This is a genomic window from Mesorhizobium sp. Arg314 (assembly GCF_053714275.1).
The window spans coordinates 1-26,714 of the sequence record NZ_JBSKBP010000045.1 but is presented as its reverse complement, the minus strand read 5'-3'; the positions used below and the strand labels follow the sequence as shown (position 1 = coordinate 26,714).

Here is a 26,714-nt window from a genome sequence, read left to right as displayed (position 1 = left end):
CGGCCGGGGGCGACCGATGTTCCGTTTGTGGGCCCGTGGGGGTCAGATCGTCTTGACGTAGGATATATCGAAGAGCATCTCTGGCGTGATCGTCTCGCTCACCATCTTCTCCGCCTTCAACCAGTTAAGCTGATCCGTCACGGAATCGAGTGCAAGCGCACAGCCCTTCCTGATGCGCATGGCGCTTTTGACGAAGGTCTCCTTCGCGGCTTGGAACGGACGGTCGGAATCCACATATTTGTGGATGATCTTGGCCACCTCATCCACTTCCTCCGGTTTTGCGGTCTTGTCGACGAGGGCGGCGTTGTAGTCGTCGATCGCCCTCGAGTGGGCGCGAATAAAGGCTTCAGTCTTCTGCCGCTCGTTGGCGGCATTATTCGCTGAGGTGAACACCGTGGTCACCTGATAATTGGGCGCATAGTCGGACACCAGGCCGATCTGCTTGGCATTGCCTTCGGCGAGCATCTTATCGGCGATGCTGCCCTGGATGGCCCAGGCGTCGATCTGCCCGGTGCCCAGCGCACCGATGATTGCGCCGACCTTCTGAAGCCGGCGCAACGTGATTTGCGACATTGGGATGCCGTTCGCTTCGGCGATCTTGTGGCACATGTAGTGAAAGGAGGAGCCGGCTGTGGTGATACCGAAACTCTTGCCGCTCAGGTCCTTCGGCGTGGTTAGGCCGCCCTGGTAGGCTGTTTCGGAGGCCAGGATGATAGAGCCGACGCGACCCTTCTCCTCAGTCAGTGCGCCGCCGATCACCTTGATTGCGTGTTTTTTGGCGAGGCTCACGAGTCCGCCGCTCATCGCGGTGACGGCATAATCGGCATCGCCCGAGGCAATCGCCAGGGCCATCGGCTGAGCGGCCTCGAAGAACTCCAATTCCACGTCCTGCCCTTCGTCCTTGTAATAGCCCCGCTCGAACGCGATGAAACTGGGCGCATGGCTGGAAAGACGCATGACGCCAAGGTTTATCTTCGTGGCAGCATAGGTGAGCCGGCCAGAGACGTTCAAAGCGCCCGCTATCCCGAGACCAACAATTGCCTGGCGGCGGTTTATCGCGACCTTAGTCATGCTCCATTTCCTTTTATGGTGGCTCTCTATGTCTGGCTGCTGGGCTGGCCTATCGAGCCGCTTTGCATGCTCGGCAGAGACAACACGGCGGGAGGATCTGCACCAGCTTGTGAGGCACGCGGATTTGTTGCGTCGGTCAACGGCCGCTTGGTCCATCTGGTGCTGCTGATCTATGCGGTGTGACGTCAGGCGGGACCATGGTTCCAACTATCCTCCACCTACGTCGGATGCAGGCTCGCAGATCGCAGCAGCTGGCTGCGAATTTCTCGATTGCTGAGACTACAAGGCCAACCTGTCGAGCAGCTGACGAGAATCGGGAGTGATGGCCGCATTGATTGTCCATGTACGGCTCGGCGCGGTCGAACCGAGCTTGGCGGAGCTGACGAAAGTCAGATGCGTTTGTTGGGAATTTGCGACTTATGCCACCCGGTCTTGTGCCGACGCTCTGGCAGAGCCGATCGATCGACCGGGAACAGGGGATCGGGAAGTCCGGAAATCCGCGATTGCGATCGACGCTACTGGAATGCTGGCTTTGGCTGCGACACCAACCGGGTTCGTTGCTCAGTCGATGGTTCAGCGAGCGCGTAGCCCAGAATGACGGCCGCTTCAAAAAGGTGATGACCACGGCGCCAGCCCGCGAGCTGGTCGTGGCTTTACGGAAGTACGTCAGCGCCGGCGTAGCGATAGAGGGAGTGGTCATCAGGCCATGACGACTAGGTGAATCAGAGGTCGGACCGGGCCTAATCAACCCGCGCCGGAACCAGGTGAACAACCGCATTTCGGCATCGGTTAAACGCCGTCATCGAGATTGGTCACGCCCTCCAGAGCCCTTGCCGCCGAAGGCGGGATAATCGTGCAGCTGCTCGAGCGGCGACTGGATGTGAGGTCGCAAACGCGCGGATCAGGAATGGGCTCGGACCTCAGGTTCATGTGGTGGTGGTTGTGGCTGCGCTGCTTATGCTGAACGCATTGCTGAAGGGCCAATGGTCCATCGTTTTCGTGAGACTGATTCTGAAATCCGCCCGGTACGGCCTCTCTGCTGGCTGGTCTGGCGCCACTCGGGCCTCTTCCTGCAACGGCTTCGCCGACCTTCTTCCCCTGCGGCTTTGCCGCATTCCTCGCGGAACAACAAGCTCGGCTGCCGCCGTCCTCCGCTGACGCTGCGGTCCACAGGATGCAGTCGGCCCGAACGTCGCCTCACGACCGCTATCGAGGCCGCATAGGGCGGCTTCGGCAACCAGTCAGGAGAACGACAATGGCTACCATCGGCAACTTCCAGCAGTCCAGCGACAACGAGTTCAACGGCGAGATCGTCACCCTCTCCCTCCAGGCCAAGAAGGTCCGTATCGTTCCCGATACGCGCCCCATCGGCGAAAACGCTCCCAGCCACCGGGTCTTCGTCGGCCGGATCGAGATCGGTGCCGCCTGGTCCAAGCAGTCCAATGAGGGCCGCAAGTACTTGGGGCTCAAGCTCGACGATCCCAGCTTCACCGCCCCGATCTACGCCAACCTGGTCGAGGGTGAGGACGGTCAGGGCTATAGCCTCATCTGGTCACGACCGAACCGTCGCAACGGCGACTGACCACTTCGGTATGACGCTCCGTATCCGGCGGGGCGTCATTCAAAAGCCGGCCACGCAGCAGCTCAGAGCCACAGCTTGACGAGTGATCTCTTATGTGAGGCCGCGATGGTCGCGACCCGATCAACAGAAGGAACCACGACAATGGCAACCATCGGCACTTTTTCCCGCACCGCCAAGGGCTTCAAGGGCTCCGTCAAGACCCTCAACCTCAACGTCAAGAGCGTGGACTTGGTCCCCGCCGAGGGCGACAACGAAAAGGGTCCCGACTACTGCATCTTCGCCGGCGCCAGGGTTCGGGGCGGCTTGGTGGAAGACCTCGCGCGAAGGCCGGGACTATCACTCCGTCAAGCTCGACGATCCGAGCTTCCCCGCTCCGATCTTTGTGAGCCTGATCGAGACCGAAACCGAGGGTGAATTCTCCCTCATCTGGTCCCGCCGAGCCACTGAGTGAAATCGACTCAAAACAAAAGAAGCCCCGGCGCGTCACGCCGGGGCTTCACCATGCTCATCCGCTGCCGCCCGATCCTACCCAGTTCGATGCGGCAGGCGACCAGAGCCAATTAGGCTTTGGCAGCAACTTTGCGCGTTTTCTTAACCGGCGACTTTGCAGTCGCTGTCGTTACAGTCGCTGCAGCGGCGCGAGGCATCCCTTTCGGCTTCTCCACTTTGGCTTCCGGTGCCGCCGGCTTTTGGCCGAGCCCGGCTGCCTTTGCCAGCGCCGAGCGGGTGGCGGCATAGTTCGGTGCCACCATTGGATAGTCGGTAGGCAGGCTCCACTTCTGTCGGTATTCCTCAGGGCTCAGATTGTAATGTGTGGCGAGGTGCCGCTTCAGCGATTTGAACTTCTTTCCGTCTTCCAGACAGATGAGGTAGTCCGGCGTCACCGACTTCCTGATCGATACGGCTGGCTCCAGTTTCACGGCAGGTTCGGTCTTTGGTGTGCCGACGTTCTGTAGTGCGACATGGATATCGCCGATCAGTTTCGGCAGCTCCGCCACCGGCACCGGGTTGTTCGAAACATAGGCGGAGACGATATCGGCAGCGATCGACACGAGATCGGCCTCGTTCTGCTGGTCATCGGACATGGTCATCAACTCTTTTCCTCTTGGTTCTCGGGCAACAACAAAAATGTGTGTAGCCGTCTATCTGATCATCAAGCAAATAATTCGTTATCGTCCCGACGATCCTCATTCGCAGCGAATATCAAGTCGGCAAAGTACCAATGTCATGATCTGATCGCAACCGACCGACGCTGACGATCGTTTTCAGGGAAGCGAGGAGACTTTCCCCTCGCTTCCCCGCCATTGCCGCCTGTGCAGAGCAGGGCCGCCGGCTCGCAAAGCGGCCGACCGATCACCAACCATCACGATCAATCCCGTCCACTTCGCTCGACCGTGCAGCCCGGCTCCGCGCGCCGGCAATGGCCCCCATCACTCCCGCGCGCTCACGCGCCCCCGGAAGGCATGCCGCAGGACATGCCTTCGGCATCGACATAAAAAGGAGTGACCACAATGATGAACATGACCACGAACATCAGTAGCGCCGATAGCAACCAGCAGAAGCCTGTTTCCGACGGCTTTCGCGTCGACATCTCGCGCGGCGAGCGCATCGGGCGCGTATCGTCGGAATGGTTCTCGCGTCCTGACGATGAGCGCTATCTGTCGCTGAGCGAGCTTTATGATGCTGTGCGGACACGTGCGGATCGTGCCACGGCCCGCACCGTTGAGAGCAGCGCGGTTCGCGTCGAGGCAAGCCGGGACAATGCCGATCGGCTTTCGCTGATCGTTCCTGGACAGGATCAGATGATCGCGCCCACTCATTGGAGTTTCGGCCAGCTATGCAGCCTTGTCGGTGCGCCCGCAACCTACATGCGCCAGCTTCCCGCACCGCTGGCAGGCATCAATCTGCAGCACGGCATGCTCAATCATCGCGCCGAGCTTGTAAAAACCTTGGAGGCGGAGGACGGACGTATCGAGCTTCGTGCCGTCACCGGGCCTGACTATGGCCGCATCTGGGATCACGAGCTGGTTGCAGCCGTCATGAAGATCGCCGGCAACGGCACTGGTGACACCATGTGGAAAGTGCCCGGCATGCTGGACTGGTCAACAATGACGCACAATGCGTTTGTGGACATCACCAAGGACACCACCACGCTTTACGCCAGCGACCGCGACGTGTTCCTGTTTCTCGTCGACGACACCCATCCTATCGAGGCGGGACGCCTGCCAAACGGAGAGCCGGATTTGTATTTCCGGGGCTTTTATTGCTGGAATTCGGAAGTCGGCAGCAAGACGCTTGGCATCGCCTCATTTTATCTTCGCGCGGTATGCATGAACCGCAACCTTTGGGGTGTCGAAGGCTTCGAGGAAATCAGCATCCGGCATTCGAAATTCGCGGCGCAACGCTTTGCCCACGAGGCTGCTCCTGCCTTGACCAGTTTCGCCAACTCATCGCCGGCGCCGTTCATCGCCGGCATCAAGGCCGCGCGCGAGCAGATTGTCGCCCGCAGCGATGACGACCGCGAAACCTTCCTGCGCAAGCGCGGGTTCTCCAAGGCCGAAACCGGCAAGATCATCGAGGCGGTCTTGCACGAAGAAGGTAGGCCACCCGAAAGCATTTTCGATTTCGTGCAAGGCATGACTGCGCATGCCCGTACCAAATCCCATCAGGACAGCCGTCTTGAGCTTGAAGGGAAGGCTAAGGCGTTGCTCAAAAAGGCGGCTTGACCGGCACGACGCTGCGCGGCCGGATGTCCGGCCGCGCAGATGTCGCTCGGAATCTTTGGTAGACGCTCCCAGAACAAAAAATCTGCCAAAGCAGTGCTAGCTCGTTCGCGCATATGGCCCCCGCTCGCCGGGCTCCGCCCGGCTCGCGATGCGACTTCAGTCGAGTTTACGAAGATAGCAAGATTTGCAACGTCACGGGTTCCTTGCCTTCGTGTTTCGAACCGACATGACCTGGCCAAGTACCTCATGCGGATCGAAGCCGATCGTTTCAGCGAGATCCAGGAACTCAACAACGTCAATTCGTCTGCCTCCGGATTCAATCGCTGCGACGACTGATTGATAGCGATCTATCGCTTTCGCCAAATCGGCTTGGCTCAAACCAGCTTCCTTACGTTTGTCGACGATCAACTGGACAAGACGCACGTGTCGAGGCGAGCGAAGCGTCTTCTGCATGATTTGCCGGTCCTTGACGAAGCCGGCAGATCAATTAAATGGAAATTCACATAACCAGAAAAACTGATAATCAGATTGAAGTTGGCTCAGTTGGTAGCTCTAAACCTGAAGGCTAACCGCCATGCTTAAGCCGCTGCTGGATCCGGAAGTCGCCGACGTTGCGCCGAGCACATCGGTTCTGACCGGCTACGACGAGGAGCGGCTGCTCACCTACATTCGCCTTCTCGACGCAGCAGCCGAAAACGCCGATTGGCGCGAGGTCGCGAGGATCGTCCTCCACATTGATCCTGCCAAAGAGCCGGAGCGAGCTTTCAAGGCATGGGAGACCCACCTTGCCCGCGCCCGATGGATGACGACCAGCGGCTACAAATATCTGCTGGCTGGCGGGGCCCCGCACTAAGCGGCACCGCCGGCGTTTCGGGGCTGTGCTGAATCAGCAAACCGGTTTGCCAACTCTCTGACTACCCAAGCCAACCCTCTATTCGGATGCTGACTCCGAAGCTCGCGACCAACTGCGGGCATCGAATAAAGGACCATTGCCATGTCGCGAAGCGGTTGGACCGATCCGGCGGCGTATGCACATATGCGCGACTATCAAGCCGCGGAATTCGCTGCCGAATATCTGATCCGCAACGACGGCTTCGTTGCCGAAGCTGACCGGCTTGCGTCGGCTGTAGTGGCGCCCGGAGAATTGATAGGCTCACCAGATTTCGCCACTCAATGGGGCGCGCGATTTCACTGCCGCCGGCGACGAGCCTCTGTCATCCAAGCACATCGTCTGGACCGAACAGGCTTGGCCTCGGGTTCTTCGCGCGACAAAGCTGGCTACTTCTGCTGATACTTCGCGGCCGGTCATCCAACTTGCCAATCTCGATGGCGCTCGCACATTGGCCGAGGGTGATCAGGTCCACACCATTTGGCGGCCGGCGCGCGAGGCGCATCATGTTGTCTCCAGTAAATTTGACAGCCCGCTTGGCATTGACGCCATCATCCTCCCGCTCGACGAGAATATCGAGACAAGGCTCGACGCGGCGCGCCGTTGCTGTCGGGCGCTGAACGGCCGACCTCCCGGCCAGGGCTACGGTTCCCTGCCGCAGCAGACGAAGCTCAGACACATTCTCAACCTGCGCGCCTATGACGGCAGGTGTGCCAGGGCGTCCTACCACCGGATCGCGGAAGCACTCCTATCCCGCGAGCCCATCGCGCCGCGCGACTGGCGCGATCATCATCTTCGCCACAAGGTGCGCGCCATCCTGCGCCGCGCCGATCGCCTGGTCGCCGGCGGCTATCGCGATCTGTTGCTCTATCCGCAAAGCCGAGGCCGCTAGTCCGACCTCTGAGGTTTTCGGCAAAGGGGGTAGCAAAAACGCTGTCCCGATCTTTGCCCTCCCTCCCGTTTTCGCAATTCGCCATCGTCCGTTTCGCGCGTCCCGGCAGGCCAGGGCGACAGCAAAACCGAATGGAGATCGAGCAATGTCGAGTGGTCCCGCGGGCGCGCCCAAAAAATATCTTCGGACGAAGGAGGCTGCTCCTGTCGTCGGCCTTTGTGTCCGGACACTGGAAAAGCACCGGACCTACGGCACCGGTCCCAGATATCGGAAGATCGGCGGCCGCGTTCTCTACGACATTGATGATCTGCATGCATGGATCGACCAGGGCGCCCGGTCATCGACCAGCGACACAAACGCCATCGAGCTTCCCCCCGCCAAGCCGCACGCGGCGCGGGCACCTGCCTATGCCGGCAAGCAGCGCTGAGGCACTGAGATGCACGCGTCGCCCACAAACCTGGAACCCGTTGCGCTGTTTCATGCGCGACCAGGCAAGATGGCCTTGCGTGACGCGCAGGATTTGATGGCCTGGCCGTTCTTTTCGCTCGCAAAGTCACGCCGCATCACGGCGATCGACTTTCGCATGGGCGAGATCGCGATCCGTGTTGAGGCGACGATCGACCACGGGATGGCAACCATCTGGGATGCGGACATCCTGATCTGGGCAGCCTCGCAGATCGTCGATGCGCGTGACAACGGGCTCGAGACGTCGCGCCTGATGGCGGCAACGCCGCACGAGATCCTGACCTTCATTGGTCGCGGCACGTCCGCACGTGAGTACCTGCTGCTCAAGGCGGCGTTCGACAGGCTGCAGTCGACCACCGTCGCCACCACGATCCGGCAACCGACCGAACGGCGCATGCACCGCTTCTCCTGGATCAACGAGTGGAAAGAGCGCGTCGACCAACGCGGTCGGCCGCTCGGCATCGAGTTAGTCCTGCCGGACTGGTTCTACGCCGGCATCCTGGTCGACGCCTTCGTGCTCACCATCGACCGTACTTACTTCGACCTGACGGGCGGCATAGAGCGCTGGCTCTATCGGCTCGTGCGAAAACATGGTGGCCGACAGGCACATGGCTGGTCGTTCGACCTTCGTCATCTCCATGTCAAATCCGGCAGCCTGTCAGCCTACAAGCGCTTCGCCTTCGAGGTGCGCGGCATCGTTCGCCGGCAATCACTCCCAGGCTACCGGCTCGAACTCGGCGTGACCCAGGCCGGCGAGCCGCTGTTGACCTTCAAGGCCTCCCACCCGGATTCATTCACGCGCTTTCGCAAGGCGCGGACTGCGGAGGAAAACCTGTGAATCAGCTCGTCATTTCGGGAACCCAGGGACACGGGATTTCAGGAACCCGATTCTCGTCATTTCGGGAACCCGACCGATGCTCAAGCTATGGAACCGAAAGCCGAATTTGGGCCACTAACTTGCCTAACACAGAATCCTACGGATTCTTTCTAACGGCCGGCTTGCGTCCGGGAAGCTGTGAAGAACCGCCAACGTCCGACAGCTGGCGCGCGTTCAAGAGGGTCGAAATCAGCTCAAATCCTCGCGTGACGGACGATCGACCGACGACCTCGGTCGCTGTTGCGTCCGCTTGGCACGGCAAGGGGAGGGCGGCGTGAGCGACCTCACCCATGTCGAATTGCTTTGGTTGAAGAAGCGGATCGAAAACTACATCCGGTTCGGCAAGACCGTCGAGAACAGGATCATCGACAGAAGTCGACGGATCGTGGCCTTCACGCCGGGCAGTGTTTTCTCATTCGTCCGCTGGACGGCGAACGACTTCGGTACCGTTGCCTCACGCCTCGACATCCTGCGTGCCGTCGGTCCCGGTAAACGGTGTTCGACTGTCGCCTATGTACGACCAGGCGCTGACATCCTGCTCACCGCTATCGGCTGGCCGAAGGTGGAGAGGGTGCTGCAGGTCATCGACGCCGTCGAGGCGACCGGCGTTGATGCGACAGATGTCTCACCGGAATACTGGCGCCATGTTCATAGCCGGCATGCCGCGCGCGAAAACCCTCGGCCTTACACACGGCAGCGTCACGAAGCGTGGCTGCTGCGTCGGCGGATTGAGCCATGAATGCGCGTCCAATGATCGTCTCGGCTATGCTCGCCAGCGCGGGGCTTGTCGTCGCTCCTGCCTGGAGCAAACACGCCCCTTGGTTGATCTGGAACGCATCGGCGAGTGTTCCAATCGGACTCTATCGTGTTGAGCTCGGCCGCGCGCTTAATGTCGGCGATCTTGCCGTCATCGAGCCACCTGAGCCACTCGCCGGCTTCCTCGCCGAGCGCCGATATCTGCCCCGTGGCGTGCCGCTGCTGAAGCGCGTCCTGGCGCTTGGCGGGGATGCTGTCTGTCGCCGCGGCCGAGCCATCATCGTAGGCCGTGTGACCTACGGATTTGCGCGCGAGCGCGACAGCCGCGGCAGGCCCTTGCCCACTTGGCAGGGCTGCCGCGTCATTGGCGCTCGCGAAGTATTCCTCATGAACCGGGGCATCGCGGACAGTTTTGACGGCCGCTACTTCGGCCCGCTTCCCACAACCGCTGTCGTCGGCAGGGCTGTTCCCGTCTGGACAAACGTCAACACACCTCCGGCGCCGCATTTATCTGGTGAACGTCTTCTCGAGAGCCGCGATGGCTCAATTCCTCCCACCAACGAAAGGACTACCGCATGACCCAGATCGGTACCTTCACCCGCAATGATGACGGCTTCTTCGGCAACATCTGCACGCTCACGATCGACGCCAAGCTCGCCATCCTGCCTGTCGAGAAATCGGACGTGGAGAATGCGCCGGAACATCGTATCTATTGCGACGGCGTCGAGATCGGTGCGGCGTGGGATCGCACCGGCGAGAAGGCTGGCGCCTATCTCTCGGTGCTCATCGACGATCCGTCGTTCACACAGCCGATTCGCGCCAATCTCTTCCAGGTACCCACCGAAAAGGACGTCTGGAATCTGCACTGGAGCCGGCCCTCGAAGCGCGAAGAGCGAGCCTGAGTTCGATGCTTCGATCGCGCATCACCGATCTTACCCTGCCAAACCCTTTGATCGATCGAATACCGGTCAAACCCTTCGACCCGATCGCCGGTCCGGCGGCTGTCGCGCGCAGCAGAGGTCAAGGGCGACCAGACGCTTGCCCATCGATTGAGCCGTTGTTTGCGCTGCTGCGCATGGGAAGCAGGTCCTGTCGGCGGAGCCTTGCCCTTGACGGAAGCGAGCACGGCGGCAGGCTCTCGGCGTGTCGGGACAGCGGTGCGCGCGCCACCAATCGCACCTGCATGACACTGCTCTCGGTATGTGCGTTGCTCTTGCTTGGTTCTGCGGCCGACGCGGGGGGAGCATCACAGCGACCAGCGCCAAAACCTTGCGCCGGAACAGCGATGGCAGAGAGGGGTGACTGGTCCAGTTACGTCTGCGAGGCTGCCAAACGTTTTGACCTGTCCGAGCGGTTGATACGCTCTGTGATGTATGTCGAGAGCCTCAGTGATGTCCATGCCGTCTCGCCCAAGGGCGCCATGGGCTTAATGCAGATCATGCCCGCCACCTGGGAAGAACTGCGCATCAAGTATGGCCTCGGCAACGATCCATTCGACCCTCGCGACAACATCATCGCCGGCACTGCCTATCTCTGCGAGATGCTCAATCGCTTCGGTCCGAAGGGTTTTCTCGCCGCCTACAATGCCGGACCAGAACGCTATCAGGAGCATCTTTCGATCGGTCGTCCGCTGCCTCGTGAGACGATCGACTATGTTGCGAAGCTCATGCCGCTGATCAAGGGAGCTATTGAGATCCCCCTCCGCTCGCGAGGATTGGGAAGCAGGTCGAGCGCAGATCGTTCGCCGCTCTTTGAGCGCGACGCGGCCGCGATGAATGACACAGTGTCGCGGGGCAACGGAGGCACCGATCCTGTCGGCCAAACCGTGTTCACGCAGATCCGTTCAGCTGACATGCCGCCGCAGATCCACGCTGTGGTGAACGATCTGACGGCGCTTGAACCGCGCCGGGCACTGAGTCTGAAGAAGCTCGTCCGGCATTGAAGTCGGCTGCAAACAGCCTCTTTATTCCCCGACCTCTCGGTGCATCGCGATGGTCGCCGGATTTGTCGCAAATCGCACTTTGGCCTGCTGTGTCGCGGGATTGGCGGCGGGAGGGCAGTTCACAGAGGAAGTCGGGGAGGGATTGCCGCCCGTAATCGGGGCGGGCGCTTGGCCGGGCAGCAAAGCTGTGCGCCGGCCGCAGCTCGACTGGCGGCCGTCGGCGACTCGGCGGCAAAATCTTCGCCTGTGAAGCAACGCAGGAGGCGAACCATGGAATTCTTTTGTGGACTGGACGTGGCGATGGAGGAGACGGCGGTGTGTGTCGTCGACGATCATGGCGCGGTGCATCTTGAAACGACGGCGGTGACGGATCCCGATGCGCTGTTTGCGGTGTTGAAGCCGTTTCTGCCGCGCCTGCGCCGCATCGGCCACGAGGCGGGGTCGCTGTCGCCCTGGCTGCATCCCGAACTCAAGAAACTCGGCCTGCCGGCCATTTGCCTGGAAACGTTGCGTGTGCGCGCGGCGCTGTCGGCGCAGCGCAACAAGACCGACAAGGCCGATGCGCTCGGCATCGCTCACATCATGCGCACCGGCTGGTTCCGACAGGCCTATATCAAGTCGGAAAGCTGCTACCGGACGCAGCTTCTGCTGACGCACCGGCGCAATCTGAAGGCCAAGTTCCTCGACTTGGAAAACGCTATCCGCCATTCGCTGAAGTCGTTCGGCATCCGCTTGGGCAAGGTCGGCCGCGGGGCCTTTGAGCAGGCGGTGCGCCAGGCCGTGGTGGACGATCCGCTGTCGTCTGAGCTGATGGACGCTATGCTGTCGGCGCGCGCCGCGCTTTGGAGGCAGTACTGCAGGCTGCACGATCTTGTCGTCAAAATGGTGGCACGCAGCAAGCCGTGCCGGCGCTTTATGGCAATCCCCGGCGTCGGCCCGGTGACGGCGCTTTCGTTCATGACGGCGATCGACGATCCGTCGCGCTTCCGCCGCTCGCGCGACGTCGCGGCCTACTTCGGGCTGACGTCGCGACGCTGGCAGTCGGGCACCTCGATCGACGTTCAGGACGGATCTCGAAGGCCGGCGACGCCGACGTGCGGCGCGCACTCTACGAGGCGGCGTCGGGTTTGATGACGCGCTTCAAGGGCAGGGACAAGGTCAAGAGCTGGGGCCGGGAGATTGCCAAACGCTCCTGCCACCGAAAGGCCTGTGTCGCGGTGGCGCGCAAGTTGGCGGTGATCATGCATGCGATGTGGAACGACGGCACGTTCTACGTCGGCGATCCGGCGGCGAGCCGAAACGATGCTGCCCAGCGCGCTGATCTCAAGGATCGGCGCCTGCTCGGAGCGCATCGATGAGGCGGCGCGACGGAAGTTGAAACGCATGGCGACCGTATGGTGACGGGCGCCATCTGACACAAGGGATCCGTCCCGGCGGATGAGGACCGATGCAGACCAGGAACGGCGGAACGCACGTTATCTTATGGGATGGCCCGCCCCTCCGGTTCGGAACAGACTGTCAGTCCGTGTCAGAAGGAGGAAGGAAATGAACATCGTCGTACTCGGAATCGATCTTGGAAAGACGCTCTGCAGCCTGGTCGGCCTCGACCGCGAAGGAGCGGTTGTTCTGCGTCGCCGGATGCGCCGCCCCTCCCTTGCCGCATTCGTCGAAAAGCAGCCGCGCTGCATCATTGGCATGGAGGCGTGCTGCGGCGCTCATCACCTCGCTCGTCAGTTCGTCATCGGCGGACACGACGTTCGGCTGATGCCGCCTGAGTATGTGAAACCGTACGTGAAGTCACACAAGAACGATGATCGCGATGCGGAGGCAATCGTCGAAGCGGCGACACGACCGACAATGCGCTTCGTACCGGTCAAGTCGGAAGAGCAACTCGATGTGCAGACTTTGCACCGTGCGCGCGAGCGACTGGTCGGCACCCGGACGGCCCTGATCAATCAACTGCGCGGTGTGCTGTTCGATCGCGGCATCGTCATTCCCAAGGGGCGCCCAAAGCTGAACCTGTGGCTGCGCGAGAACCCGCCGAACAACACGATCCTAACCGCCAGGACGCAGCAACTCGTTCATGACATGGTCGATGAACTGCACTCGCTCGATTATCGGATCAAGCAACTCGATCAGGAGTTCGAAGCGCTCGCGAAGAGCGATCAACGTGCCCGCTTGTTGCGCAGCGTCCCGGGCATCGGTGCGCTCAATGCAACAGCACTGGCGGCGGCGGTTGGCGACGTGTCGGCGTTTGCCAAGGGACGTGACTTCGCTGCTTGGCTGGGGCTTGTTCCACGTCAGATCACGACCGGCGGCAAGCCACGGCTGACGGGCATCAGCAAGCGCGGGAGCACCTACATGCGCGTGCTGCTGATCCATGGCGCGCGAGCGGTACTGCCATATCTGGCGCGAATGGACACTCAGCTCGGCACCTGGCTGCAAGCGCTGCTACAGCGCGCCAAGCGCAATGTGGTGGCCGTTGCACTTGCCAACAAGCTGGCCCGGATCGCCTGGGCCGTGATGTCAAACCAGCGCCCATACGAAGCGGTGATGGCCTCCAAGGGGTAACGAGTTTGGTCGAGCCGATGCGTCCCGTCATCTGCTCGGCCGCACGAAGTCTGCGGGAGGATGTACACAGAGATGGCCCAACGGTTGATCGGCGTTCGGCAAACCTTTCGGCAGGCAGCGGCCCTTTCGAGGCCGGGTATCTTGTTAGGAGCCGGGCGCGCGGATCTCCATCTTGGCAGGGCGCCTAAAGCGCCGAGGCCGGATACATTGGTGCAGACCGGTTGTTCCTCTCAAAACATTCCGCTTGCAGACGGGGCGGGCCATACATTGCCTGCGGCCGCGCCAATCGACAGACGGCCGGACCGCGCTCGATTGCCTGTGACGATGCTCCGTCAGTCCGATGGAAAAGTGCGCCACGACGGTTCGAGCGCTGCTTTCGTGCAGCCGATTAACCCCGTCGCAGAGCGCGGAAGATTGCACGGCGCATCGGAATTCGACGCCAGAACGCGGCATCGTAGCATAGAGAATAAACTCGTATATTATCGCACCAAAAGAGAGGAACGACGATGTCGAAAAGGTCACCGGAAGCACAACCGATTAAGATGGCAAGATAAAAGGCCGCGATGTGCGGCTCGGTCGGTTGGTTGTGTTGATTGGGCTTTCTCGCCTGTTTTGCACATCGCGGGCAAAGGCCGCACCTTGCGCAATGTGACTTTCTGCAATCATTTCAATCGAGATCGCACCTCGCGGGCCAATTGCCGGTGAGCAGCGACGAGGATTTTCGGGTCCGGCCTGGCCGTATCCGCTCACGCCAGAGCCAGCGGGCAAGGCCGTTCATCGCCCAGGCGCTCGCTGCTGCGCAGAAAGCCGGCGGCCGCATTTCGCGCGACGGCAGGATCACGCCGGGACGCAACTCGCATTTTGGGCGCGGCCGGGTGGCGAGCATCCGCGCCAATCGTTTCATCGGCAATCACTCCCGATCCTGCACAGTCAAGGCGCTCGTGGTCCCTCACAAGCGACAGAATGGTCGGCTTGCCCGACACCTCAACTATCTGCGTCGCGAAGGTGTGACGCGTGACGGTAAGGGGGCGCGTATGTTCGGTCCAGAACCCGACAATACCGACGTCAAGGAGTTTGCCGGACGGTGCGAGGGCGACCGACATCATTTCCGTTTCATTGTTTCTCCTGAGGACGCTATCGACATGGCTGATCTGAGAGGGTTCGCCCGCGATTTGATGAGCCAGGCCGAAAAGGATCTCGGGACAAAGCTTGATTGGCTGGCAGTCGATCATTGGAATACCGACAATCCGCACATTCACATCATCCTGCGCGGCAGAGCCGGGGATGGTCAGGATCTCGTCATCTCTCGCGACTACATCAAAAATGGGATGCGCAGTCGCGCGCAGAACCTGATCACTCAGGAGCTTGGCCCGAGGACCAATCATGAAATTCGTCGCAGTTTCCATCAACAAATTGAGGCCGAACGCTGGACGGAACTCGACCGCCAGCTCGTTCGTGAAGTCGACAGGTATGGCATGATCGACGTCGCGCCTCTCGGGGAGCCGAAACCTGATGAGTATCTCGCGGTGAAGGTCGGTCGCTTGCGTAAGTTGGAAAGCCTCGGCCTCGCGCACCCGATCGGTGCGGGCCAATGGACCATGGTCGCCGAAGCCGAAGCTACCTTGCGAGCGCTTGGCGAGCGAGGCGACATCATCAAGCGCATGCATCGCACGCTTACCGAATATGGGCTCGACAGAGGCGCCGCCGAACAAGTTTTTGAGGGCGAGGCGAGCGACGTGCCTATCATCGGTAGGCTCATCGAACGAGGACTCGATGACGAGTTTCGCGCGTCTGCGTACGCAATCGTCGACGGCATCGATGGCCGCACGCATCACATCCGCTTTCACAATCTTGACGCCACCGGAGATTCGGCGCCGGGCTCCATCGTCGAGCTTAGGCGCTATGACGATGCGAAAGGCCGGAGCCGCATCGCGCTTGCTGTGCGTTCTGATTTCTCGATCGAAGAACAGGTCCGTGCAAACGGCGCGACTTGGCTCGACCGGCAACTGGTGGCGCGCCCGCCAACCAATTTAGGCGAGGGCGGATTTGCACGGCAGGTGAAGCAGGCGCTGGAGCACCGCACCCAGCACCTTGTCGAGCAAGGCTTGGCGCGGCGTGAGGCTGAACGTGTCATACTCCCGCGCGGCTTTATTGCAGCACTCCGTGGTCGGGAGGTGGATGCACTCGGTGAGCAGCTCGCCGCCGAGACAGGTCTGCGATTCACGAAGGCTACTGACGGTGACCACCTTGCGGGTACCTACCGGCGGCGCTTCTCTCTTGCCTCCGGTCGCTTCGCGATGATCGATGACGGGCTCGGCTTCAAGCTTGTGCCTTGGTCACCTGCAATCGAGAAGCACCTCGGCAGTCACCTCGCGGGCGTCGTGCGGGCCCGGGGTGATGTGGATTGGTCCCTCGGCAGGAAACGAGGGCTCGGGCTTTGAGGGTGATAGCAAAGCCGTTCGCGAACGCGCCTTTGGCATCGCTTTTGCGAAGGCCTTTCTCGAACGGCCGATTGAAGGCGACACGCCCTATCTGGGGATCGCGCCACCTATCTGCAGGTGCGCCTCGATTGGATGCGTCGGAAGCCGTCAGCATCAACACGGAAGGTCGGGGCGAGGTCCTGAGCATGAGGAGCCTCCACGGCCGAGCCGATCTGGACCGACCCGGCGCGGCTTGCGGCGTCAAGCTGGCCGCCTCGGACGTGCCAGAGAGGCTGAAGACCCCCTTACCATGGTCCCGAGTGCCACATGGCAGCGACCCTTTGGAAGTTCATAGGAACGTGCTGGCCATGCCGGCCACCCCGCGTCGTCACCGCCTTGATCACCACCGCCTTTGTGCAAAAGACATCGGAGGCCACCAGAGCGCCAGTGGGGCGCGGTCTTCGTTAATATCCGTCCAAGCTCCGGACGCTCGCTGTGATTTGCAAGAGGCCGAGCTGGATGTGCTCCTACATGACTCTCCCCAGGGAGCATCGCGCCAACTCCGCACAGCGCCAACTGTCCCCCATCAGCTTGCCAGCCGAGGCACGCTGACGAGCCCGCCCATGCCGCAGGGCAAGGCAATCAAAGCGGTCAGCTACCCCACGCTTCGCAACATCATATCCCGGCTCGACTTCAAACTCTTCAATGATGCGCGCGCATCTCGATTTTCTCGAAGAAAGATCCTGTCCCTCCATCGTGAGAAACACCTTCGCAGCCCACACCTCATGTCTGGTTCGTGGAGTCCGCGACACATGTGTTCGGCCGGGCCTGTTTTAATAGACAGCAAAAACCGTCCCGCCAGTTTGGCACGATTTTTGAGTCTACTTCACTGGGACGCGACAGGCGCTGCCGTACTCAGCTCGTTTATTTCATAGCGATCAATGTGAGAAAGGAAGATGGCCAACATGTCGAAGTCTGCATGCGCGCCTCAACGAAACCTTGGCTTTGGCGGCAACGCTCTGCGATGTCGATATTTCGCAGGGACGCTGACCTCGTTCGAACAGCTCAAAAAGCCACCGATGACATTTGGAGTTGACGCTCTGCGCGCTTTGCTCATCACAGCCGGGCTGACCCTCGCCGGCTCCGCTCTCGCCGCCGACGGCGGCAAAGTCACAGATTTCCTGCTCGACAACGGCATGGAAGTGGTCGTCATCCCCGACCATCGCGCGCCGATCGTCACCCACATGGTGTGGTACAAGACCGGCAGCGCCGACGGGCCGCCGGGCAAATCCGGCATAGCGCATTTCTTCGAACATCTGATGTTCAAGGCCACGACCAACCATGCCGCGGGCGAGTTCGACCGTGCCGTGTCCGAGATCGGCGGCTCCAACAACGCCTTCACCTCCTACGACTACACCGCCTTCCACGAGACGGTGCCGCCCTCGGCGCTCGAACAGATGATGGGCTTCGAGGCCGATCGCATGCGCAACCTCATCTTGACCGACGATGTCATCAAGACCGAGCGCGACGTCATCCTGGAGGAGCGCCGCTTGCGCATCGAAAACAATCCGGTGGCCATCCTGGGCGAGGAAGTCGATGCCGCTCTCTGGCAGAACCAGCCCTATCGTATTCCGGTCATCGGCTGGATGCACGAGATGGAGCAACTGAACCGCACCGACGCTGCCGCCTTTTACGACAAATACTACCGGCCCAACAACGCGGTGCTGATCGTCGCCGGCGATGTCGAGCCGGAAACGGTGAAGGCGCTGGCAGAGAAGACGTATGGCAAGGTGGCGCGCGGCCCGGACCTACCGCCGCGCATCCGCCCGGTCGAGCCCGAGCAGAACACAAGGCGTACGGTGACGCTGTCCGACGCTCGCGTCAGCGTGCCGAGTGTCTCGACGCAATGGGTGGTGCCCTCCTACCACACCGCCAAGCTGGGCGAGGCCGAAGCGCTGGACCTGCTGGCCGAGATCCTCGGCGACGGCAACCGCAGCCGGCTTTACCAGGAGCTGGTGGTCAAGCGGGGCATAGCCTCCAGCGTCAGCGCCAATTTCGAGGGTACCATGCTCGACGATACAAATTTTACCGTTTATGTCGCGCCACGTGCTGACGCAAAACTCGACCACGTCGAAGCCGCGGTCGATGCCGAGGTGGCGCGCATCGCGAGCGACGGCGTCACTTGGGATGAGCTCGAAAAGGCCAAGGACCGCTATATCAGGTCGGAGACCTTTGCCCGCGACAACCAGTACGCCTTGGCCAACATCTATGGTTTGACACTGGTTACCGGCGGCAATGTCGAGGATGTGCAGCAATGGCCGGACCGCATCCGTAAGGTCACGACGGACGAGGTCAAGGCCGTTGCCGCTCACTATCTGGAGCTGGCCCGCTCGACGACCGGCTATCTCTTGCCACAGCAACAGACGGGGAATTGATCATGACGACCCAGCATCGCCGCTCTCTCCAAAGGGGAGCAGGAAAATTACTCGCCGCGCTTGCCCCGCTCTTCCTCTCGATGGTGTTCCTGGTCATGCCGGCGCTAGCCGCCGGCGCCATGGAGATCCAGCCCGTCACCTCGTCGAAGGGCGTCACTGCCTGGCTGGTCGAGGACTATTCCGCGCCGACCGTCTCTGTCCGCTTCGGCTTCGGCGGCGGCTCGACGCAGGACCCGCCGGGAAAGGAAGGACTGGCCAATTTGATGATCGGCCTGCTCGACGAGGGTGCCGGCCCTTTCGATTCGGAAGCCTTCCAGATCAGGGTCGACGATGCCGGTGCCGAGATAAGCTTCGACGAGAGCCGCGACCGCATTTATGGCTCCATGCGCATGCTGGCCGAGCAGCGCGACGAAGCATTCGACCTGTTACGGCTGGCGGTCAACGAGCCGCGTTTCGACCAGGCATCCATTGACCGCGTCCGTGCCCAGGTCCTGTCCGGCATCATTGGCGGGGAGAACGACCCCAAAACGGTGGCGCAGAACCGGTGGGCGCACGCCATCTATGGCGACCATCCCTATTCGCGCTCCGACCAGGGAACCAGGCAAAGCATCGCCGCCATCACGCAGGCAGATCTCCAAGCCTTGCACAAGGGGATCTTCGCGCGCGACGGCCTGAAGGTCGCCGTGGTTGGCGCCATCGACCCAGAGACGTTGAAGAAGAATCTGGACTTCGTGTTCGGCGACCTGCCGCAGAACCAGATACTCGCGCCCGTCGCCGACGTCCAGCCGAAGCTGGCACAGCGTATCGAGGTCAACTACGACTTGCCGCAAACCAAGCTCCAGCTCGCCTGGCCCGGAGTGAAGAGCAAGGCGGCGGATTTCTTCCCGGCCGCGCTGATGAACGAGATCCTCGGCGGCAGGCCCACCTCGCGCCTGTTCCAGGAGGTGCGCGAAAAGCGCGGGCTGGCCTATGGCGTCAACTCCTCGCTGGTCCATCAGGATCATACCGACACGCTGATCGTCGCCACCGGAACGCGCTCGGACCGTGCGGCCGAGACCCTTGGCATCGTACGCGATGTCGTCAAGCGCTTGGCCGAGGAGGGCCCGACCGAGGCCGAACTGGCGGCGACCAAAAAGTCTATGATTGGCGGCTATGCCATCAACAATCTGAACTCTCCGAGCGCCATCGTCGCGACGCTGGTCAATTTGCAGCTCGACGATCTCGGCGTCGACTACATGGAGCGCCGCGCCGACTACATCAACGCGGTGACGCTCGACCAGGTCAAGGCGGCGGCGAGAAAGCTGCTGTCGGCCGAGCCGGCCATCTTGGTCGTCGGGCCGAAGCTCGCAGAGGCCGGCAAGGATGAGCCCAACCTTCAGCATTGCCCTTGACAGACGCCGACCTTGTTCAAACAGGTCATAAAGCCACCTTGGAGATTTGGAGTTGACAGTCTCCACGCGATGTTTTGACAGCCGCGCTCACCTCGCCGGACCGGTGCCTGAATGGCTGCCGGGAGGTATTTGGAAGGGACAAGACCGTGATCAAGACCGCCGTTATCGCCATGACCATTCTCGGTTGCGACTGCGACGCCAAGCTGTGTGAATATATCGGCGAGACGGCGGCCAAATGGTCGACCATCGGCGAATGCGAAGCCGCGATGAAGAGACAGATCCTGCATGAGCGCAATTCCAAATACCCGCTCATCTCCGGCATCTGCCGCACGAAGGGTTCCTCGTCTCCCTCGCAACCCGCCCCGACGGCATCGCGGCCGCTACTGAAGTCCGGCAGCCGGAGCGCCCTGCCGCCGGAGCTCAGCCATCGCCGCAGCATCCCGGTCGGGTCGCCGACAACGGCCATGGAGACCGCCGCCCGACCGGCCCGTCGCCTATGAGCAGATGGTCGAGGTGGCCGGCCTATCGCATCAAGAACGGGTATGCGCTGGTCATTTCCGGCGCCAGGGCGGCGGGTCGAACTGGCGGCGAAGCTCTGCGCCGAAAAGGGCGCGGATGCCGCTGGTTTCCGCCCCCTTCCATTCGCCCGGGTGCGCTGGCGCGAGACGGTGGAATGGTTTGGCGCTAACGGTGTCGCGACCCTCTATGAAGTCGGTGCCGGCAAGGTGCTGTCGGGCCTCGCTGGTCGCATCAATCGCGACATCGCTACAGGTGCCATCGGTACGGCGGCGGAGGTCGAGGCGGCGTTGACGGCGTTGGACTGACAGGCTGGCGATTTGACGAAGGTGCTCGCTGAAATCGGGAGATGAAAATGTTCGAATTGACCGGCCGCACGGCGCTCGTCACCGGCGCATCGGGAGGCATCGGCGAGGCGATCGCAAGGGTGCTGCACAGCCAGGGCGCCATCGTCGGTCTGCACGGCACCCGCGTCGAGAAGCTCGAGGCGCTGGCCGGCGAGTTTGGCGAGCGCGTGAGGCTTTTCCCGGCGGACCTGACCAACCGCGACGCGGTCAAGGCGCTGGGACAGAAGGCTGAAGCCGATCTGGAGGGCGTCGATATCCTCGTCAACAATGCCGGCATCACCAAGGACGGCTTGTTCGTGCGCATGTCGGACGCCGACTGGGACTCGGTGATCGAGGTGAACCTCACCGCCGTGTTCCGGCTGACCCGCGAGCTCACCCATCCGATGATGCGCCGCCGGCATGGCCGCATCATCAACATCACCTCGGTGGTCGGCGTCACCGGCAATCCCGGCCAGACCAACTACTGCGCCTCCAAGGCCGGCATGATCGGCTTTTCCAAGTCGCTGGCGCAGGAGATCGCCACCCGCAACATCACCGTCAACTGCGTCGCCCCGGGCTTCATCGAATCGGCCATGACCGACCAGCTCAACGACAACCAGAAGGAAACGATCATGGCGGCGATCCCGACCCGCCGCATGGGCACCAGCGCCGAGGTTACGTCCGCGGTCGCCTATCTCGCCTCCGACGAAGCCGCCTACGTCACTGGCCAGACCATCCACGTCAATGGCGGCATGGCGATGATCTAGTGTCATGATCGGCAAATTTGTTCGATTATCGCCTTCGTTGTTGGAGGACCTGGAAGCTTGGGGCTCGGCTTCGGCCACTCCGAAGCAACCCCCGATCATCAGCTTACGTAGGAGGTCGCGGTCGTCATCGATCAGGATGACCGGTGGTGCCATATGGTGCGTCATGCTTGACTACGCTGCCTTCAAAAGGTGGATGGTGAAGCATGTGGCGCTGTTGCCACTTGCTACCTCGATGCGGCCGCCATAGTCGGCGACGATGTTCTTCGAGACCACCACACCCCGGGCCCAGACCGGATTCCTTCGATGTGTTGAACGGCGTGAACAGCGACCTCAGGATCGCCGGCGGAATGCCGGACCCCTTGTCCAATACGCTGAGCCACGCCATCAACGCTACTTTCAGGTTGGCATCTGTGCCCCTGCGCCGCCAGCCGCTTAAGCTCGATGCCGCGAGCGTAAAGGTGCCGGAGCCATAGAGCGCACGCAATGATCGCGAGCCCTACTGCGGCGAACCCAAACCAGGCGCGGCCCGCACGCCTGCCGAATTGCGCGGGCTTTGAAGAAAGGTCGGCGGCGGGTGGCTGCAGCATCGCCCATTTTGTGCATGATTTCGCACAACGGACCATCCGATTTATGCGGACGGCCGCACATTTGGTCCGGCGGCGATAAATATGGATTGAAGACTATAAGGTAATATCAAAGACTTACCATAAAAGCTGGCTTCTGGCATGCCAGTTGCGCGCTCCGATTCAGCAGCCGTGAGGCTGTTGAATTTCAAAGGTCCCGGGAGGTCGGGTTTCCCGATCGGGGCCAACGGAGGATATCATGCAGACAGCCATCGCTGCCGCCGAGCCGCGCGGCAAGGTTCCCTTCTATCGACATCTCTATGTGCAGGTTTTGGTGGCGATCGCCGCCGGCATCCTGCTTGGCCATTTCTATCCCGAGACCGGTGCTGCGATGAAGCCGTTCGGCGACGCCTTCATCAAGCTGGTCAAGATGATCATCGCGCCGGTGATCTTCCTGACGGTGGCGACCGGCATCGCTGGCGTATCCGACCTGCAGAAAGTTGGTCGCGTCGCCGGCAAAGCGATGATTTATTTCCTGGTGTTCTCGACGCTGGCGCTGGTTATCGGCCTTGTCGTCTCCAATGTTGTCCGGCCCGGCGCCGGCATGCATATCAACCCGGCCACGCTCGACGCGTCGAAAGTGATGACCTTTACCGAAAAGGCGCATGACACCAGCATCGCCGGCTTCCTGATGAACATCATCCCCGACACGATCACCGGCGCCTTCGTGCAGGGCAACATATTGCAGGTGCTGTTCTTTTCGGTGCTCTTTGGCATTGCGCTGGGGCTCGTCGGCGAGCGCGGCCGTCCGGTCGTCGATTTCCTGCAGGCGCTGACTGCGCCGATCTTTCGCCTCGTCGCCATCCTCATGAAGGCCGCACCCATCGGCGCCTTCGGCGCCATGGCCTTCACCATCGGCAAATACGGCATCGGCTCGATCGCCAATCTCGCCATGCTGATCGGGACGTTCTATGCGACGTCGCTGCTGTTCGTGCTGATCGTGCTCGGCGCCGTCGCCCGCTACAACGGCTTCTCGATCCTGGCGTTGATCCGATACATCAAGGAAGAGTTGCTCCTGGTGCTCGGCACCTCATCTTCAGAGGCGGCGCTGCCTGGACTGATGGTCAAGATGGAGCGTGCCGGCTGCAAGCGCTCGGTGGTCGGCCTGGTCATCCCGACCGGCTATTCCTTCAATCTCGACGGCACCAATATCTACATGACGCTGGCGGCATTGTTCATCGCCCAGGCGACCGACACGCCGCTCACTCTCGGCGATCAGATCCTGCTTTTGCTCGTCGCCATGTTGAGCTCCAAGGGTGCCGCAGGCATCACCGGCGCTGGTTTCATCACCCTGGCCGCGACGCTGTCGGTGGTGCCCTCGGTGCCGGTCGCCGGCATGGCGCTGATCCTCGGCGTCGACCGCTTCATGTCGGAGTGCCGGGCGCTGACCAATCTCGTCGGCAATGCGGTCGCGACGATCGTCGTGGCGCGCTGGGAAAAGGAGCTGGATCAGGCGAAGCTCGCCGCGGCCATGGCCGGTGAATTGCCAGACGAGGCAGACCTGTCGCAGCCGCAAGTCGAGGATCTCTCCATCTCCCCCGACGATCGACCCCGGTTCTGGGGCAACGAGATGTATGAAAACAAACCTCATGGAGACGATTCAAGCCCGGGCCGGTTTTGTTGCCGGCAGGACTTGTCGGCCACTCGCGGCATCGGAAAGCCGGGCGGTGGAACCGCTGGCCGTCATCCCGGCAATCCTTACACCTGATCGCCTGAGGCGGGAGCTATGACGCCAATCCGCGCGGTGTAAAATCTCGCATCGGCTGGCGCCTCGACCCAAGCCAACTCTTCGATGGGAGCTCAAGTGACTTGTAAGATCATCCGGCAAAATTCTCCTCTTTAGCCTCTTGAGGACCAACCGCTTGCCTTCGAGCACGCCCTCTTCGAGCGACCTCGCATTGGCCAATCCGGCCACGGCGCTTGCCAGCATGCAGCCTGTCCCGCCCATCGTTCCGGCAAGACGGGTGTGTCGAAGCGAATGGGGTCCTAATTGGAACTCAACAGAATATCCGTTGATCGCGGTCCAGTGGCGGCCTTTGAAGAACATCGCCTACGGCCCGGACGCAAGCAATCTTTTTCCCTGCCGAAGGATTTCATCATCGTCCGCTGCCAGTTTCGAACCGACAAAGGACCGCCAGTTCAATGAGATTTGGCGTAACGAGATGGCGAAGCGGCATGAGATCACGCTTCATGATGCCCTATCGCATTCGCTTCCAGGAGCGGCCTGCTCGAAGAGGAAGATAGCACTGGATCGAGCGCTGCCTGTATTGATGGATATTCGCTGAGCCCGGCCGCAAGCGCGACAATGCCCCGCGCCGTAGAGAGCATACCGATCTTAATGGCAGACACTTCATTGGGCCGCAGGCTGAGCGGATCTGGTCGGCGACATGACTAGGTTCCAGATTCCAGTTCATCCAACGCTCGCGAAGCTCACTTGTCTGGAGGACGATGTGGGCGAGCATACCCGGGCATGGTCGCCCTCCTCATGCGAGACCTGCCACCCCGGCGAACCGACAATCACCGAATCCGTGGTAAATGCCGCACTCTCTAAGTGGTGGAAGGGCGGAAGGTGACCGGCAGGCGCTGCGGGCAGCGAATGACGTAAGACGGCATGTAGAGGACGTCCTCCGCGGCGATGGTCAGCGCCAGATCCTCCAGCCGCCCGAACAGCGCGGGGAAGGCGCAGTGCAATTCCAGGCGCGCCAGCGCAGCGCCCAGGCAGGCATGCGGCCCCTCGCCGAACGCCAGGTGCGGGTTGTGCCGCCGGGTGACATCAAACCTGTCGGCGCCAGGACCGAAAACCTTTTCGTCCCGGTTCGCTGCATGGAACGCCATCAGGACGGCGTCGCCGCGGCGGACCATACATCCGTCGATCTCCACGTCCTGGGTGGCATAACGGAACGGCAGATTGGCCACTGCGCTGCCCCAGCGAAGGATCTCCTCGATCGCCTGTGACCACGGGACTTTGCCGCTGCGTACCAGGTGCAGTTGCTGCGGATGCGTCAGCAATGCCAGCACGCCATTGCCGATGACGCCGGTGGTGGTCACGAAGCCCGCAGAGAGCACCATGAACAGCATGTCGATGAGCTCGGTGTCGGAAACGATCTCGCCGTTGTCGCGCGCGACGATCAGGGCCGAAGCCAGATCGTCGCCGAGCTGGCCCCGCTTGAGCGCGATCAGGCGACGGAAGAACTCCGGGATGCACTGCCGCGTCTGTCGCACTTCTGCGGCTGTGGCGGACGTGTTGGCCCGGCTGTAGGTGAGCGCGACGATCTCCTCGCGCTGTTCGTCCGGCAAACCGAACAGTTCGGCGATCACGTTGGTGGGCAGCGGAACGGCGAACTCGCACATCAGATCGGCACTGCCGCCGCGTTGCGCCATCTCGGCCAGGAGTCGATCGACGCATTGTTCGATCCGTGGCGCCAGCAAGGCGATACGACTGGGCGTGAAGCTCCTGGACAGCAGGCCGCGCAAGCGCCGGTGACCTGCGCCGTGCGCCGTGACCATGTTGTCCACTTTGCACATCCCGATCAGCGGATGATCCTCGGGAATCTCGCCGTCCTGCAGCGCCCGCCACTGTCGCCAGTCCCCATTGAAACGCTGGTCGGAAAGCATCCGCTTGAGCGTCTGGTGACCGCCTGCCGCCCAGGTCACCACATCGCCTGGCAGCGACACTCGCGCCATCCCCCCCTGCTGCAGAATCGCAGAAGACAGATTATCAAGTTGCGTGGGAGCGACCGACACACCGATCACATCGCAATGATCGTTTTCTACGCGCATGCCAACAACTCCTTAAAGAACCATTATTATAAAGTTACAAAATCATTTGCAGCTTCCCGCAAACGCGTCTCACCTCATCCACGTCAAACGCCTTCGGATCGAACGCCCTCGACGGGGGCGAGCAGCGTGAGCTGGTTGTGGATGTCGAGATGGTTGGCGGGCTCGTCCAGGAAGAGGAGCCCGGTTGCTCCACCAGACAGGCTGTTCCAGTGACGGCCGGCGAATTGGTTATCTCCACGTCGTCCAGAGCTGCATCGACCCGCATATCCGTCGGCGACAGGGCGGTGAGCATAACTTTTGTGCGTCCAGGTGATCCGGCAGCGCCGGCAGCGTTGATCGAGCAAATCGAGCGCAGCCATCGCGAGAGTGGCCCGAGACGCGGCGTGCGGCCGAGTTCAACCGCCGGGCGGGTGTCTCTCGAACCATCACCCGGATGAGCGATGATCCCCTCATCAGCCTGCCCGCCGTGGCACGCTGATCATCCCAGCCCTCGGGAGAGCGCGGCGCGCCAAGCCGTCAGCTACAGCACTTAGCGTAATCGCGGGTGGCGCCTCTCGCAATCCGAGCGGCAGTTCCCCACTCTTACCATGTCGATGAATCATTCGCCCCCCGTTCCAACGCAAACATGCGGCGATCCTTGCGATCGAACCCGGCGAGAGCCACGAGCCCGGCACGCGCAAGATCA

Annotated in this window: 25 protein-coding genes and 4 pseudogenes; 21 read left to right on the top strand and 8 right to left on the bottom strand. The window is 61.5% G+C overall.

Going from position 1 to position 26,714, the window contains the following annotated elements:
• Positions 1–42: 42 nt before the first annotated feature.
• Positions 43–1,071 carry an ABC transporter substrate-binding protein gene (locus ACWGS9_RS29215; protein ID WP_454508505.1) on the bottom strand — a complete coding sequence of 343 codons (1,029 nt, stop codon included), beginning with the start codon at positions 1,069–1,071 and terminating at the stop codon, positions 43–45.
• Between the two features lie 1,255 nt (positions 1,072–2,326).
• Here ACWGS9_RS29215 and ACWGS9_RS29210 point away from each other — a divergent pair.
• Entirely contained in the window at positions 2,327–2,653 is a 327-nt protein-coding gene (locus tag ACWGS9_RS29210; protein WP_454508493.1) for a DUF736 domain-containing protein, read from the top strand.
• A 141-nt stretch (positions 2,654–2,794) separates the two neighbouring features.
• Positions 2,795–3,104, top strand: a pseudogene (locus tag ACWGS9_RS29205) (DUF736 domain-containing protein).
• A gap of 109 nt (positions 3,105–3,213) precedes the next feature.
• Here ACWGS9_RS29205 and ACWGS9_RS29200 read toward each other — a convergent pair.
• Both ACWGS9_RS29200 and ACWGS9_RS29195 read right to left on the bottom strand, forming a co-directional pair.
• Complete coding sequence (locus tag ACWGS9_RS29200; protein WP_454508504.1) at positions 3,214–3,738, bottom strand: Ros/MucR family transcriptional regulator; 525 nt, start codon at positions 3,736–3,738, stop codon at positions 3,214–3,216.
• 359 nt (positions 3,739–4,097) lie between these two features.
• Positions 4,098–4,262: a hypothetical protein gene (locus tag ACWGS9_RS29195; RefSeq protein WP_454508509.1), complete on the bottom strand. Its 165-nt coding sequence runs from the start codon at positions 4,260–4,262 to the stop codon at positions 4,098–4,100.
• On the opposite strand from ACWGS9_RS29195, the gene ACWGS9_RS29190 reads away from it, so the two are divergent.
• Positions 4,186–5,379: a DUF932 domain-containing protein gene (locus ACWGS9_RS29190; protein WP_454508503.1), complete on the top strand. Its 1,194-nt coding sequence runs from the start codon at positions 4,186–4,188 to the stop codon at positions 5,377–5,379. The two genes, ACWGS9_RS29195 and ACWGS9_RS29190, sit on opposite strands and share 77 nt — an antisense overlap.
• Positions 5,380–5,571: 192 nt before the next feature.
• Here the strand turns inward: ACWGS9_RS29190 and ACWGS9_RS29185 are convergent, their stop codons facing one another.
• Positions 5,572–5,832, bottom strand: a complete 261-nt coding sequence (locus ACWGS9_RS29185; protein ID WP_454508492.1) for a helix-turn-helix domain-containing protein — start codon at positions 5,830–5,832, stop codon at positions 5,572–5,574.
• 121 nt (positions 5,833–5,953) lie between these two features.
• On the opposite strand from ACWGS9_RS29185, the gene ACWGS9_RS29180 reads away from it, so the two are divergent.
• The 17 genes and pseudogenes from ACWGS9_RS29180 (at position 5,954) to fabG (ending at position 21,626) form a co-directional block, all read left to right on the top strand.
• Complete coding sequence (locus ACWGS9_RS29180) at positions 5,954–6,232, top strand: DNA -binding domain-containing protein (protein ID WP_454508491.1); 279 nt, start codon at positions 5,954–5,956, stop codon at positions 6,230–6,232.
• A gap of 141 nt (positions 6,233–6,373) precedes the next feature.
• Positions 6,374–6,670 (top strand): transcriptional regulator domain-containing protein, encoded by a 297-nt coding sequence (locus tag ACWGS9_RS29175; protein WP_454508490.1) that lies wholly within the window; start codon positions 6,374–6,376, stop codon positions 6,668–6,670.
• 49 nt (positions 6,671–6,719) lie between these two features.
• Complete coding sequence (locus ACWGS9_RS29170; RefSeq protein ID WP_454508489.1) at positions 6,720–7,160, top strand: DUF2285 domain-containing protein; 441 nt, start codon at positions 6,720–6,722, stop codon at positions 7,158–7,160.
• 145 nt (positions 7,161–7,305) lie between these two features.
• The gene (locus ACWGS9_RS29165) at positions 7,306–7,587 is read left to right on the top strand and encodes a helix-turn-helix transcriptional regulator (protein ID WP_454508488.1); all 282 of its coding nucleotides are present in this window, start codon (positions 7,306–7,308) and stop codon (positions 7,585–7,587) included.
• Between the two features lie 9 nt (positions 7,588–7,596).
• Complete coding sequence (locus ACWGS9_RS29160; protein WP_454508487.1) at positions 7,597–8,463, top strand: replication initiator protein A; 867 nt, start codon at positions 7,597–7,599, stop codon at positions 8,461–8,463.
• 313 nt (positions 8,464–8,776) lie between these two features.
• Complete coding sequence (locus tag ACWGS9_RS29155; RefSeq protein WP_454508486.1) at positions 8,777–9,241, top strand: DUF2840 domain-containing protein; 465 nt, start codon at positions 8,777–8,779, stop codon at positions 9,239–9,241.
• Positions 9,238–9,837 (top strand): S26 family signal peptidase, encoded by a 600-nt coding sequence (locus ACWGS9_RS29150; RefSeq protein WP_454508485.1) that lies wholly within the window; start codon positions 9,238–9,240, stop codon positions 9,835–9,837. Before ACWGS9_RS29155 ends, ACWGS9_RS29150 begins: the two co-directional genes overlap by 4 nt.
• Positions 9,834–10,160, top strand: a complete 327-nt coding sequence (locus tag ACWGS9_RS29145; protein WP_454508484.1) for a DUF736 domain-containing protein — start codon at positions 9,834–9,836, stop codon at positions 10,158–10,160. The genes ACWGS9_RS29150 and ACWGS9_RS29145 overlap by 4 nt, the downstream gene beginning before the upstream one ends.
• A gap of 383 nt (positions 10,161–10,543) precedes the next feature.
• A complete protein-coding gene (locus ACWGS9_RS29140) occupies positions 10,544–11,200 on the top strand; it encodes a lytic transglycosylase domain-containing protein (protein WP_454508483.1) in 657 nt (218 codons plus the stop codon).
• A 270-nt stretch (positions 11,201–11,470) separates the two neighbouring features.
• Positions 11,471–12,558 (top strand): annotated as a pseudogene (locus ACWGS9_RS29135) (IS110 family RNA-guided transposase).
• 187 nt (positions 12,559–12,745) lie between these two features.
• Entirely contained in the window at positions 12,746–13,771 is a 1,026-nt protein-coding gene (locus ACWGS9_RS29130) for an IS110 family RNA-guided transposase (protein ID WP_454508482.1), read from the top strand.
• 701 nt (positions 13,772–14,472) lie between these two features.
• Complete coding sequence (locus ACWGS9_RS29125) at positions 14,473–16,212, top strand: relaxase/mobilization nuclease domain-containing protein (protein ID WP_454508481.1); 1,740 nt, start codon at positions 14,473–14,475, stop codon at positions 16,210–16,212.
• Between the two features lie 1,058 nt (positions 16,213–17,270).
• Positions 17,271–18,626, top strand: a complete 1,356-nt coding sequence (locus ACWGS9_RS29120) for a M16 family metallopeptidase (RefSeq protein ID WP_454508480.1) — start codon at positions 17,271–17,273, stop codon at positions 18,624–18,626.
• 2 nt (positions 18,627–18,628) lie between these two features.
• A complete protein-coding gene (locus ACWGS9_RS29115) occupies positions 18,629–20,017 on the top strand; it encodes a M16 family metallopeptidase (RefSeq protein WP_454508479.1) in 1,389 nt (462 codons plus the stop codon).
• A gap of 146 nt (positions 20,018–20,163) precedes the next feature.
• Complete coding sequence (locus ACWGS9_RS29110; protein WP_454508478.1) at positions 20,164–20,517, top strand: hypothetical protein; 354 nt, start codon at positions 20,164–20,166, stop codon at positions 20,515–20,517.
• Positions 20,518–20,555: 38 nt separating this feature from the next.
• Positions 20,556–20,841: pseudogene (locus tag ACWGS9_RS29105) on the top strand (ACP S-malonyltransferase); the annotation flags it as partial.
• 47 nt (positions 20,842–20,888) lie between these two features.
• Entirely contained in the window at positions 20,889–21,626 is a 738-nt protein-coding gene (gene fabG / locus ACWGS9_RS29100) for a 3-oxoacyl-[acyl-carrier-protein] reductase (RefSeq protein ID WP_454508477.1), read from the top strand.
• Positions 21,627–21,797: 171 nt separating this feature from the next.
• On the opposite strand, the pseudogene ACWGS9_RS29095 reads toward fabG, so the two are convergent.
• Positions 21,798–22,011 (bottom strand): annotated as a pseudogene (locus ACWGS9_RS29095) (ATP-binding protein); the annotation flags it as partial.
• A gap of 437 nt (positions 22,012–22,448) precedes the next feature.
• Here ACWGS9_RS29095 and ACWGS9_RS29090 point away from each other — a divergent pair.
• Positions 22,449–23,957 carry a dicarboxylate/amino acid:cation symporter gene (locus ACWGS9_RS29090; protein ID WP_454508476.1) on the top strand — a complete coding sequence of 503 codons (1,509 nt, stop codon included), beginning with the start codon at positions 22,449–22,451 and terminating at the stop codon, positions 23,955–23,957.
• 473 nt (positions 23,958–24,430) lie between these two features.
• Here the strand turns inward: ACWGS9_RS29090 and ACWGS9_RS29085 are convergent, their stop codons facing one another.
• The 3 genes from ACWGS9_RS29085 to ACWGS9_RS29075 all read right to left on the bottom strand — a co-directional run bounded on the left by ACWGS9_RS29085 (position 24,431) and on the right by ACWGS9_RS29075 (position 26,388).
• Complete coding sequence (locus ACWGS9_RS29085; protein ID WP_454508502.1) at positions 24,431–24,577, bottom strand: hypothetical protein; 147 nt, start codon at positions 24,575–24,577, stop codon at positions 24,431–24,433.
• Positions 24,578–24,796: 219 nt separating this feature from the next.
• Positions 24,797–26,029, bottom strand: coding sequence for a cytochrome P450 family protein (locus ACWGS9_RS29080; protein WP_454508475.1), 1,233 nt, complete (start codon positions 26,027–26,029; stop codon positions 24,797–24,799).
• Between the two features lie 83 nt (positions 26,030–26,112).
• A complete protein-coding gene (locus ACWGS9_RS29075) occupies positions 26,113–26,388 on the bottom strand; it encodes a hypothetical protein (protein WP_454508474.1) in 276 nt (91 codons plus the stop codon).
• Positions 26,389–26,714 lie beyond the last annotated feature (326 nt).